We start from the raw sequence: 12,347 nt of genomic DNA, 5'->3' as shown, positions 1-12,347 counted from the left end.
TGTCCTCCCGATCATGCGCTCACGACCCGGCGAGTGGCGATCCTCGCACCGGCGCCACGGCGCGCCGCGCCCCGACCGCCCCCGTTCACCGACTGTTCGCCTGATCGTCGCCGGACCGTGGAGGGCCGCCGATCTGGGAAGATGTCGGACCATGAGCTCCGACTCCCCCGCCACGCCGTCCGTGCCCCAGGAAACCACTCGCACCACGGGCACGCGGCAGGTACCGGACCGGGTCTCCCTGGACGGCGTCGAAGCCCGCTGGGACGAGGCGTGGACCACCCAGGACCTGTACGCGTTCGACCGCACGGCCACGCGCGAGCAGGTCTACTCGATCGACACGCCCCCGCCCACGGTGTCCGGCTCGCTGCACGTGGGCCACGTGTTCTCCTACACGCACACCGACGTGGTCGCGCGGTTCCAACGCATGCGCGGCCGCGAGGTGTTCTACCCGATGGGCTGGGACGACAACGGCCTTCCCACCGAGCGTCGCGTGCAGAACTACTACGGCGTGCGGTGCGACCCGTCGCTCCCGTACGACGCCGGGTTCACTCCTCCGTTCGAGGGCGGCGAGGGCAAGTCCGGCCCCCAGCTGCCGGTCAGCCGCAAGAACTTCGTCGAGCTGTGCGAGCGCCTCACGGTCGAGGACGAGCGGCTGTTCGAGGCCCTCTGGCGCCGGCTCGGACTCTCGGTCGACTGGTCGCGCACCTACCAGACGGTCTCCGCGGAGTCCCGCGCGGTCGCGCAGCAGGCGTTCCTGCGCAACCTGGCGCGCGACGAGGCGTACCAGGCCGAGGCACCCGGCCTCTGGGACGTGACGTTCCAGACCGCGGTCGCCCAGGCCGAGCTCGAGGCCCGCGACTACCCGGGGGCGTTCCACCGGGTCGCGTTCCATCCCGTAGGCACTGGCAGCGGTTCCCCAGTCTTTATCGAGACGACCCGGCCGGAGCTGCTGCCCGCCTGCGTCGCGCTCATCGCGCACCCGGACGACGAGCGCTACCAGCACCTGTTCGGCACCACGGTCCGCTCCCCGCTGTTCGACGTGGAGATCCCCGTCCTGGCGCACACCCTGGCGGAGCCCGACAAGGGCGCCGGCATCGCGATGTGCTGCACGTTCGGTGACCTCACCGACGTGCAGTGGTGGCGCGAGCTCCAGCTGCCGACGCGCTCGGTGGTGGGCCGCGACGGCCGCATCCTGCGCGACACCCCGGAGTGGCTCGTGGGCGACGGCCCGCGCGCCCGCTACGAGGAGCTGGCAGGCAAGACCACGTTCTCCGCACGCGAGGCCGTCGTGGCCGGGCTGCGCGAGACCGGCGACCTGGACGGCGAGCCCGTCACCACCCAGCGCAAGGCGAACTTCTACGAGAAGGGCGACAAGCCCCTCGAGATCGTCACCAGCCGCCAGTGGTACATCCGCAACGGCGGTCGCGACGCGGCCCTGCGCGACGAGCTGCTCGCCCGCGGCGCCGAGCTGGGGTTCAACCCCGACTTCATGAAGGTCCGCTACGAGAACTGGGTCAGCGGCCTCAACGGCGACTGGCTGGTGTCCCGCCAGCGGTTCTTCGGCGTGCCGTTCCCGGTCTGGTACCGCCTCGACGAGAACGGCGATCCCGTCCACGACGCACCCCTGGTGCCGGGTGAGGACGAGCTCCCGATCGATCCCTCGTCCGACGTGCCCGCCGGCTACACGGCCGACCAGCGCGGCGTGCCCGGCGGGTTCGTCGGCGACCCCGACATCATGGACACCTGGGCCACCAGCTCGCTCACGCCGCAGATCGTCGGCGGCTGGCGCACGGACCCCGACCTGTTCAGCCGCGTGTTCCCCATGGACCTGCGCCCCCAGGGCCAGGACATCATCCGCACCTGGCTGTTCTCCACCGTGGTCCGCTCGCACCTGGAGCACGGCTCGCTGCCCTGGTCCGACGCGGCGATCAGCGGCTGGATCCTGGACCCCGACCGCAAGAAGATGTCGAAGTCCAAGGGCAACGTGGTCACCCCCATGGGCCTGCTCGAGGAGCACGGGTCCGACGCGGTCCGCTACTGGGCGGCCTCCGCGCGGCTCGGCACCGACGCGGCGTTCGAGGTCGGCCAGATGAAGATCGGCCGCCGCCTGGCCATCAAGGTGCTCAACGCCTCCAAGTTCGCGCTCTCGTTCGGTGCCGCCGACGAGCCGCTCGACCTGGACCCGGCGCTGGTCACCGTCGAGATCGACCGCGCCATGCTCGCCGGACTGGCCGACGTCGTCGACAAGGCCACCGCGGCCCTCGTCGCGTACGACCACACCCGCGCGCTGGAGCTGTCGGAGACGTTCTTCTGGACGTTCTGCGACGACTACCTGGAGCTGGTCAAGGACCGTGCCTACGGCGACCCGTCCCGGAGACCACGTCGGCCCGCGCCGCCCTGGCGATCGCGCTCGACGTGCTGCTGCGCTTGTTCGCGCCGGTGATCCCGTTCGCCACGGAGGAGGTCTGGTCGTGGTGGCGTGACGGGTCGGTGCACCGCGCGCCGTGGCCGTCCGCGGAGCCGCTGCGCACCTCGGCGGACCCCGCCGTGGTCGGCGCGGCCGGGTCGGCGCTCGCCGCGCTGCGCAAGGTCAAGTCCGAGGCCAAGCTGTCGATGCGCACCGAGATCACCGCGGTCGACCTCGCCGTCCCCGCCGCGCTGCGTCCGGGCGTCGAGGTCTCGCTCGACGACATCCGCGCCGCAGGCCGGGTCACCGGCACCCTCACCCTGGTGGACTCGGACGGGGAGACGTGCGTGGCACGCGACGCCGTGCTGGTCCCGCCGGCTCCGAAGGCCTGACGTGCGCGAGTCACGGTCCGAGTCGCTGATCGAGCTGGACCCCGCCGCCAGCATCCCCGGCATGCTCGCGGAGCGGCTGCTGCGCGACCCCTCCGGCGTGTTCGCCGAGCGGCTGGTCGACGGGACCTGGACCGCGGTCACGGTCGCCGAGTTCGACGCCGAGGTCACCGCGGTGGCCAAGGGTCTGGTCGCGCGTGACGTCCAGCCGGGCGACCGCGTGGCGATCATGTCGCGCACCCGGTACGAGTGGACGCTGCTCGACTTCGCATGCTGGGCGGCGGGCGCGCTGGGCGTGCCGGTCTACGAGACGTCCTCGGCCGAGCAGGTCCGCTGGATCATGGCCGACGCCGGCGTCCGGCTCGCGCTCGTGGAGACGGCGAAGCACGCCGCGGTCGTCGCCCAGGTCCGCGACGACCTCCCCGGCCTGCGCGAGGTGCTCGTCATCGACGAGGGCGCGGTCGCCGCGCTGGTCGAGGCGGGGACCGGCGTCCCCGACGAGGAGATCCGGCGGCGCAGCGCGCTGGCCCGCGCGGACGACCTCGCGACCGTCATCTACACGTCGGGCACGACGGGCCGGCCCAAGGGCGTCGAGCTCACGCACGGGAACTTCGTCGCGATCACGCGCAACGGCGTCGCCGGCCTGGGCGACGTCGTCGCGATGCCGCACTCCCGCACCCTGCTGTTCATGCCGCTCGCGCACGTGTTCGCGCGGTTCATCCAGGTGCTCTGCGTGCCCTCCGGCGCCGTGCTCGGCCACACGCCGGACGCCAAGAACCTGCTCGCGGACCTTGGGACGTTCCAGCCGACGTTCATCCTGGCGGTGCCCCGCGTCTTCGAGAAGGTCTACAACTCGGCGGAGCAGAAGGCGGGCTCGGGGACCAAGCTGAAGCTCTTCCGCTGGGCCGCCAAGGCCGCCGAGGACTACTCCCGCTCGCTGGAGACCGGCGGCCCGGGCCCCCGCCTGCGTGCCCGGCACGCGCTCGCCGGACGGCTGGTGCACTCCAAGCTCCGGGCGGCCCTCGGCGGGCGCGCCGAGTTCGCGATCTCCGGCGGCGCGCCCCTGGGCGAGCGCCTCGGCCACTTCTACCGGGGCATCGGCGTCGAGGTGCTCGAGGGGTACGGCCTCACCGAGACGACCGCGGCCACGACCGTCACCCGTCCCGGGGCCACCACCATCGGCACCGTCGGGCCGCCGTACCCCGGCGCGGCCATCCGCGTGGATGACGACGGCCAGATCTCCGTGTCGGGCCCGCACGTGTTCCGCGGGTACCGGCACGACCCCGAGGCCACCGCCGAGGCCCTGGTGGACGGCTGGTTCCGCACGGGCGACCTCGGCACGCTGGACGACGACGGCTGCCTGCGGATCACCGGCCGCACCAAGGAGATCATCGTCACCGCCGGCGGCAAGAACGTCGCCCCCGCCGTGCTCGAGGACCGCCTGCGCGGCCACCCGCTGGTCAGCCAGGTCGTCGTGGTCGGTGACCAGCGGCCCTTCATCGGAGCGCTCGTCACCCTGGACGCCGACATGCTCCCCGGCTGGCTGTCCAACCACGGCCTGCCCGCCATGTCGGTCGACGAGGCCGCGACATACCCCGCGGTCCTCGAGGCCCTCGACCGCGCCGCCGAGCGCACCAACGAGGCCGTGTCGCGCGCCGAGTCCATCCGCAAGCTCCGCGTGCTCACCACGGACTTCACCGAGACGAACGGCTACCTCACCCCGTCGATGAAGGTGAAGCGCGCCCTGGTGCTCAAGGACTTCGCCGCGGACATCGACACCCTGTACACGGACACCCGCACCACCGACTGACCTGACGTCCGAGCAGAGGTGGGCTCTGGGCTCCCTCTGCTCGGACGTCCGGCCTACACGACGTTGCGGAGGCGAGCCTGGTCGGCGGACTGGGTGGGCACCGCCTCGCTCGGGGTGGAGTCGTCCGACCAGCGCAGCACTGCGCCGATCCCGTCCACCAGGTCGACCGCGCCGTCCTCCGCGAACGTGACGCCCGCGTCCTGGGCCAGCGCGGCACGCACCAGAGCCACGTTCGCGTCCATCTCGCGCGCGTTCCCCGTGACGCCGATCGACGCGAGGTCCCCCGCGGTCGTCGCCAGCTGGAGCGGCTCGGGCCCCACCCACAGGGTCCGCTCCGCCAGGCCCGTGGTGAGCACGCTGACCTGGAGCACCAGCTCAGCCACCTGACCGCGCCGCAGCACCTCGATCACGTCGCCCAGAGCGGTCACGGCACCGTCGCCGCGCCCCTGGGCCTCACGGAACCGGTCGAGCACCGCCTGGCGCCGCCGGGTCCGGAACGACTCCAGCGTCTCGGCGACCCGAGCCGCGAACGCCCCCTGGTTGACGCCCTCGCCCCGCGAACCGCCCTGCACCTCGACCACCAGCTCGCGCGCCTGCTGGCCCACGGCCTCGCAGACGAGCTTGGTGGCGCGGCCGTCGCCGGTGATCACCACTAGGTCGGGCTTGCGCTCCGCGACCCGCTTGTCCAGCACCGCAGCGACCGCCTCGGCGTTACGACCCCAGGAGTCCTCCGCACGCGTCTGGCTGCGCCGGTCGAGACCGCCCTCGCGCGTCTTGTGCACGTCGTCGTGCCCGCCGTCGACCGTCTCGGTCTCCGGGCCGCCCTCGGTGCGCACCGTGCCGCCGGCCGCCCAGGTCAGGTCCGCTCCGTTGCGGTCCACCTCGACCAGCAGGTACGAGACCGTCTCGTCCGCGGCCCGCACGGCGGGCAGGAGTGCCGGCGCGGGTCCGAACACGGCGTGGGACTGGGCCGGAGGCTCCGAGAGCACGCGGTCGACCACCACGCCCTGGGCATCGGCGACGATCACCCGCCCGTGGGGTGCGCGCACACCGGTGGGGACCGAGACCACGTCGGCGATCTGGTCCAGCACCCAGGCCGGGGCACCGTCGCGCTCCAGAGAGCGTCGTACGGCCCTCCAGCGGTCAGCCGCCTCGGCGTCGCCGGTCGCACCGTTGCGCGTCGCGTCGAGGTAGACGGTCGTGAACGGTGCCGGGCGTCCGAGCAGCGGCTTGAGCCAGTGCAGATCCATGGGCAGGTACCTCCGGTGTCGATCGTCCCCGGCGACCGCGCACGCGACATCCGCCCCCGCGCGGCTTGCCGGAGCTGACCCCTCCTACCCTCCGCCCCCGGAGGGCGGCGCGCCACCCCGAAAACGTCAGGCGCCCCGGGCGTGGTCCTCGGCGATGGCCTCGTGGTGCCGGATGACCTCTTCGACGATGAACGCGAGGAACTTCTCCGCGAACACCGGGTCCAGGTCCGCGGTGCGCGCCAGCTCCCGCAGGCGGGCCACCTGCTGCTCCTCGCGCGCGGGGTCCGACGCCGGCAGCCCGCTGGTCGCCTTGAGGACGCCCACCTGCTGCGTGGCCTTGAAGCGCTCCGCGAGCAGGTAGACGAGCGCGGCGTCGATGTTGTCGATGCTCCCGCGCAGGCGGGCCAGGTCGGCGGGGATCGGGGTCGGCAGGTCGCTCACGGACGCGATCCTAGGCGGGAACCCCGGACGGTCAGGCGCTCTTCTCGCGCGGGGTGCGCTTCTCCTGCTCCGTGTCCCGCGGGATGAGCGTCGGGTTGACGTTCTCGAGCACGACCTCGCGCGTGATGACCACCCGGCCCACGTCGTCGCGGCTGGGCACCTCGAACATCACCTGCTGGAGGACCTCCTCCATGATCGCCCGCAGACCGCGCGCTCCCGTGCCGCGCAGCAGCGCCTGGTCGGCGATCGAGGCCACGGCCTCCTCGTCGAACTCGAGCTCGACGCCGTCGATCTGGAACATCCGCTGGTACTGCTTGACCAGCGCGTTCTTGGGCTCCGTGAGGATGCGCACGAGCGCGTCCTGGTCGAGGCGGGAGACTGCGGCGACCACGGGGAGGCGGCCGATGAACTCGGGGATCAGGCCGTACTTCTGCAGGTCCTCGGGGCGGACCTCGGAGAACAGGTCACCCTCGTCCACCGAGTCCAGCAACGGGGCGCCGAAGCCGACCACGCGCTTGCGGGCGCGGGCGGCGATGATGTCGTCGAGCCCGGAGAAGGCGCCTGCCACGATGAACAGCACGTTCGTCGTGTCGATCTGGATGAACTCCTGGTGCGGGTGCTTGCGGCCGCCCTGCGGCGGCACCGAGGCGGTGGTGCCCTCGATGATCTTCAGCAGCGCCTGCTGGACGCCCTCGCCGGAGACGTCACGCGTGATCGACGGGTTCTCGCTCTTGCGGGCGATCTTGTCGATCTCGTCGATGTAGATGATCCCCGACTCGGCCTTCTTGACGTCGTAGTCAGCGGCCTGGATGAGCTTGAGCAGGATGTTCTCGACGTCCTCGCCCACGTAGCCGGCCTCGGTGAGGGCCGTGGCGTCCGCGATGGCGAACGGGACGTTCAGCATGCGGGCCAGCGTCTGCGCGAGGTACGTCTTGCCGGTGCCCGTGGGGCCGACCAGCAGGATGTTCGACTTCGCGATCTCGATGTGGTCGTCCGTCGTGGACGTCCGCGCCTCACCGGCCTGGACCCGCTTGTAGTGGTTGTACACCGCGACCGCGAGGGCCCGCTTGGCCGACTCCTGGCCGATGATGTACTGCTCGAGGAAGTCGAAGATCTCCTTCGGCTTGGGCAGCTCCACCAGCCCGACCTCGGTGGCCTCCGCCAGCTCTTCCTCGATGATCTCGTTGCAGAGCTCGATGCACTCGTCGCAGATGTAGACACCGGGGCCCGCGATCAGCTTCTTGACCTGCTTCTGCGACTTCCCGCAGAAGGAACACTTGAGGAGATCGGCCCCGTCCCCGATACGAGCCACGTCGATCCCCTTCCTCGTGTCGCCCTCCGCCCCACGGGCGGTGCGTCGTGCGTGCGCACCCCGCAGGGTGCGCGTCCTCCCCCATTGCACACCACCGGGGGCGGGATGTCAGCCGAACACACGGCACGCGTCAGCACCGGTTGTCACTCGCGTCACCTGTTCGGCAGCGGAAGAGCCGGGTCCGCGAGACGCGAACCCGGCTCTCCGGGTGCTACTTGGGCTGGACCGTCGTCGGGATGACGCCCTTGCGGCTGGCCAGCACCTGGTCGACGATCCCGTACTCCAGCGCCGCCTGGGCGGTGAGGATCTTGTCGCGCTCGATGTCCTTGCGGACCAGCTCGATGTCCCGCCCCGTGTGGTGCGCGATGGTGAGCTCGAGCCACTCGCGCATCCGGATCAGCTCGTTGGCGTGGATCTCGATGTCGGACGCCTGCGCGTAGCCGCCACCCTCCATCGCCGGCTGGTGGATGAGCACGCGTGCGTTCGGGAGGGCCAGGCGCTTGCCCGGCGAGCCCGCCGCGAGCAGCACCGCCGCCGCCGAGGCGGCCTGCCCGAGGCAGACCGTCTGGATGTGCGGCTTGATGTACTGCATCGTGTCGTAGATCGCCGTGAGCGCCGTGAACGAGCCGCCGGGCGAGTTGATGTACAGGATGATGTCGCGGTCCGGGTCGGTGCTCTCCAGCACCAGCAGCTGGGCCATCACGTCGTCGGCCGAGGCGTCGTCCACCTGCACGCCGAGGAAGATGATGCGGTCCTCGAACAGCTTGGTGTACGGGTCCTGGCGCTTGAAGCCGTAGGCCGTGCGCTCCTCGAACTGCGGCAGCACGTAGCGGGCGGCGGGCGACGACGGTGCGAGACCGCCGGGGCCGGCCAGCATGCCCGCACGCGCCATGAACTGGGATTCCATGCTCATGAGCTTCTCCTCAACGAATGAAAGTTCGGACGCCGTCAGGCCGTGCCGCCGCCGCCGGCGACCGCTTCGGCCTTCGTGACGACCTTGTCCACGAAGCCGTACTCGAGCGCCTCGGGGGCGGTGAACCAGCGGTCACGGTCGGCGTCGGCGTTGATCTGGTCGACGCTCTTGCCGGTCTGGGCGGCGGTGAGCTCGGCGAGCACGTTCTTCATGTGGAGGATCAGCTGGGCGTTGATCCGCACGTCGGTCGCGGTGCCGCCGATGCCGCCCGAGGGCTGGTGCATCATCACGCGGGCGTGCGGCAGGGCGTAGCGCTTGCCCTGGGCGCCCGACGAGAGCAGGAACTGGCCCATCGAGGCCGCCATGCCCATCGCGATCGTGGCGACGTCCGGCTGGATGTACTGCATGGTGTCGTAGATCGCCATGCCCGCGGTGATCGAGCCACCGGGCGAGTTGATGTACAGCCAGATGTCCTTCTCAGGGTCCTCCGCGGCCAGCAGCATCATCTGCGCGCAGATGGCGTTGGCGTTCTCGTCGCGCACCTCGGAGCCGAGCCAGATGATGCGCTCGCGGAGCAGTCGGTTGTAGATGGAGTCATTGAGGCCGAAGGCCGGGCCGTCCGCCCGGGCCATCATCGGCACTAGCTCGTTCACGAAGGCTCCCTCATCTGACGGTGACGTCTGTCCTGCACCGCGCGGTCCTCCGCTGTCGGGGACCCGTGCGATGCAGTGACCCTAACGCGACGCCCCACCCGCTCATGTCCCCGCACCGAGCGTTTTCGCTGACGGCAGAGCAGGGGCCGGGCAGACGGGAGGCCCCGCACCGGTGATCGGTGCGGGGCCTCCCGGTGGGGCCTCAGGCCTTGGCGTCCTCGGCCGGCTCGGCGTCGTCGAACACGTCGAACGCCGAGATGTCGGTCGCGGCGTCGGACGGCGACCCGACGGAACCCGAAGTGGCCTCCGCGGCGTCGGCGGCCTCTGCTGCGTCCTCGGCGTCGGACCCGATGAACTCGGAGAGGTCGACGGCCTGGCCGGACCCGTCGGTGACGGCGACGCGGCGCAGGGCGACGGCGAGCGCCTTGGAGCGGGCGACCTCGGCGACCATCGTCGGGATCTGGCCCTGCTGGTCGATGGTCTGGATGAAGGTGTTCGGGTCCATGCCGTACTGGCGCGACGCGTTCACCAGGTAGTCGAGCAGCTCGTTCTGGCTGATCTTGATCTCCAGCTGCTCGGCGAGCGTGTCGAGGAGGATCTGGTTGCGCAGGGCCGTGGTGGCCTGCTCCCCGACCTCGGCGCGGTGCTCGTCGTCCTCGAGCCGGCCCTCGCCCTCGAGGTGGCGGTGCACCTCGGCCTCGACGACGCCCGACGGGACGGGGATCTCGGTGGCGGCGAGCAGCTGCTCGAGCAGCAGGTCACGGGCCTGCACGGCCTGGTTGGACGCCTTGATGCTGGACGCCTGCGTGCGCAGGTCCGCCGTCAGCTCCTCCAGCGTGTCGAACTCGCTGGCCAGCTGGGCGAAGTCGTCGTCGGCGTCGGGCAGCTGACGCTCCTTGACGGTCGTGGCGGTCACGCTCACCTGGGCGGTCTCGCCGGCGTGCTCGCCACCCGCGAGGGCCGTCTCGAACGTCGTCGACTCGCCGCCCGAGAGACCCGTCAGCGCCTCGTCGAGACCCTCGAGCATGTTGCCCGAGCCGATCTGGTAGCTGACGCCGGACACGTTGTCGACCGGCTCGTCGCCGATGGTCGCGGTCAGGTCGATGACGACGAAGTCACCCTCGACGGCGGGGCGGTCGACGCCGACGAGCGTGCCGAAGCGCTCGCGCAGGGCGTCGAGGCGGGCCGCGACGTCCTCGTCGGAGACCTCGACGTCGTCGACCGTGACGGCGATGCCGTCGAGCTCCGGGACCGTGATCTCGGGCCGGACCTCGACCTCGGCGGTGAAGTGCAGCTCACCCTCCTCGCCGGCGGGCGTGGCGGTCAGGCCGGGGACCTTGGTGACCTCGACCTCGGGCTGACCCAGCGGGCGCAGCTTGTTCTCGCGGACGGCCTCGGCGTAGAAGCCGGACAGGCCCTCGTTGATCGCGTGCTCGAGGACGGCGGGGCGGCCGATGCGCTGGTCGATGATGCGCGGCGGCACCTTGCCCTTGCGGAACCCCGGGACGACGACGTCCTGGGCGATGTGCTCGTACGCGTGCTCGATGCTCGGCTTGAGCTCGTCGTAGGTCACCTCGACGGTCAGCTTGACCTTGGTGGGCTCCAGGGTCTCGACGGCGCTCTTCACTTCGATGGTCTCCAACTGATCGGGGCGGGCGCCGGCGACTCCGGCGATCTCCGGTGCTTCGGGCCGCGCGCCGTCGCACGCCCGAGAACGGGCCGACGACCGCACGCTGGCGACCCTCGACCTTACGCCACGGCGGGCGGCGCCCCCAAGCCGAGCGGTTGTGGGACGGGCCACGCCGTCGGCGCCCCCGTCACTCGGAGCGACCCGCCACCTCCGTGATGACCGACACCGCGCGGCCCACCCCGTCGTGCTCCGCGTACTCGGCCGCAAGCTCGCCTGCCCGCCGGGCGAACGACGGGTTGTCCAGCAACCGCCGCACCCCGTGCCGGACGGCCTCCGACGTCGTGGCGTCGGTGACCTTGTCGGTCGGGAGCGCGAGGCCGACGCCGGACCACGCGACGCGCGCGCCCACCTCGGCCTTGTCCTCCGAGCGGCCCGCGACGAGCACAGGCACCCCGGAGGCGAGCGCCTGCTGGACGCCGCCGAACCCGCCGTTGGTGATCATCACGTCGACCATCGGCAGGAGGCGGTCGAACGGCACGAACGGGGTCGCACGCACGTTCGCGGGGTAGTCGCCGGGCTCCGTGGTCGCGACGACGAGGACGTCCTCGTCGGCCAGCGCGTCGAAGGCCGGCCACAGCAGGCGCTCCGGGTCGGTGGCGACGGTCCCCTGCGTGGCCAGCACGACCGGTCGGCCCGTGGCGTGCGCGTCGAGGACGTCGTCCCACCATGCCGGCGGCCGGAACCGGTCGACGCCGGCCGGCAGGAACGGTCCCACCAGCTCGACGTTCTCCGGCAGGTCGCTGCGCGGGTACTCGAACGACGGCACGGACGTGTGCAGCACCCGCGTGGCGGACGTCTGCACCCAGTCGAGGAAGAACCCGTCCCGCGCGGGCAGCCCGGCGTCGGCGACCACACGCTCGGCCGCCCGCTGCGCCTCCCGGAACAGCACCTTCTGGATGAACCAGCCGAGCGCTGCGTACCGCAGCCCGTCGAGACCGGTCCGCGGCGGCTGCAGCCCGAGCCCGAACGGCGCGGTGTCCTTGCTCGAGATCGCCAGCGGGGAGACGGAGAAGAGCACCGAGGGCAGCTCGTGCCGAGCCGCGGCGATCGCGCCAGCCACGAACCCGTTGTCCATGACGAGGACGTCCGGCCGCTCGGCGGCGACGATGCCGTCGAGGTCCGCCAGGAAGCCCGGCACGGTGCCGACGAAGTGGTGCAGCACGTCCCACTGGAGCCGCTTGATGCCGGGGGCGGGGGCGCCGTGCTCCACCGACCACGTGTCGAACTCGGCGTCGTCGAGGTCACGGCCCTGCACGATCGGCGCGTGCTTGGCACCGGTGGCCAGCACGGCGTCGGCGAACTTGGTGCCCGTGTAGACCACGACCTCGTGGCCCTCGGCGACGAGGGCACGGGCCAGCGGCAGCGCGGGTCGCACATGGCCGGTGACGGGGGTGAGGGTGAACAGGATCCTGCTCATGGGGGGATCTCCCAGGGGTGCGGTGACACAGTCCCTGAACAAGACCCCGGGCGATTCGCCCTGAT

General features: G+C 71.6%; 8 protein-coding genes and 1 pseudogene. 2 read left to right on the top strand and 7 right to left on the bottom strand.

Annotation, left to right across the window (positions count from 1 at the left end; genetic code table 11):
- Window positions 1-151: 151 nt before the first annotated feature.
- A pseudogene (gene valS / locus ACO06A_RS15940) lies at window positions 152-2,799 on the top strand (valine--tRNA ligase).
- A 1-nt stretch (window position 2,800) separates the two neighbouring features.
- Complete coding sequence (locus tag ACO06A_RS15935; RefSeq protein WP_421733188.1) at window positions 2,801-4,606, top strand: AMP-dependent synthetase/ligase; 1,806 nt, start codon at window positions 2,801-2,803, stop codon at window positions 4,604-4,606.
- 53 nt (window positions 4,607-4,659) lie between these two features.
- Here the strand turns inward: ACO06A_RS15935 and ACO06A_RS15930 are convergent, their stop codons facing one another.
- The 7 genes from ACO06A_RS15930 to ACO06A_RS15900 form a co-directional block, all read right to left on the bottom strand.
- On the bottom strand, window positions 4,660-5,856 hold the full coding sequence (locus ACO06A_RS15930) for a hypothetical protein (protein ID WP_421733187.1): 1,197 nt from the start codon (window positions 5,854-5,856) through the stop codon (window positions 4,660-4,662).
- Between the two features lie 126 nt (window positions 5,857-5,982).
- On the bottom strand, window positions 5,983-6,297 hold the full coding sequence (locus ACO06A_RS15925) for a chorismate mutase (protein ID WP_421733186.1): 315 nt from the start codon (window positions 6,295-6,297) through the stop codon (window positions 5,983-5,985).
- A gap of 31 nt (window positions 6,298-6,328) precedes the next feature.
- Window positions 6,329-7,609: an ATP-dependent Clp protease ATP-binding subunit ClpX gene (gene clpX, locus ACO06A_RS15920; protein ID WP_175348658.1), complete on the bottom strand. Its 1,281-nt coding sequence runs from the start codon at window positions 7,607-7,609 to the stop codon at window positions 6,329-6,331.
- Between the two features lie 211 nt (window positions 7,610-7,820).
- Window positions 7,821-8,522, bottom strand: coding sequence for an ATP-dependent Clp protease proteolytic subunit (locus ACO06A_RS15915; RefSeq protein WP_056092930.1), 702 nt, complete (start codon window positions 8,520-8,522; stop codon window positions 7,821-7,823).
- Between the two features lie 35 nt (window positions 8,523-8,557).
- A complete protein-coding gene (locus tag ACO06A_RS15910) occupies window positions 8,558-9,175 on the bottom strand; it encodes an ATP-dependent Clp protease proteolytic subunit (protein ID WP_421733185.1) in 618 nt (205 codons plus the stop codon).
- A gap of 202 nt (window positions 9,176-9,377) precedes the next feature.
- Window positions 9,378-10,802, bottom strand: coding sequence for a trigger factor (tig, locus tag ACO06A_RS15905; protein WP_421733184.1), 1,425 nt, complete (start codon window positions 10,800-10,802; stop codon window positions 9,378-9,380).
- Window positions 10,803-10,992: 190 nt separating this feature from the next.
- Window positions 10,993-12,282, bottom strand: a complete 1,290-nt coding sequence (locus ACO06A_RS15900; RefSeq protein WP_421733183.1) for a nucleotide disphospho-sugar-binding domain-containing protein — start codon at window positions 12,280-12,282, stop codon at window positions 10,993-10,995.
- Between the last annotated feature and the right edge of the window lie 65 nt (window positions 12,283-12,347).

This window comes from Cellulomonas sp. (assembly GCF_965229465.1).
GTDB lineage: Bacteria > Actinomycetota > Actinomycetes > Actinomycetales > Cellulomonadaceae > Cellulomonas.
Note: the sequence above shows the minus strand (reverse complement) of the source record. Positions and strands in the feature narration are given on the sequence as shown.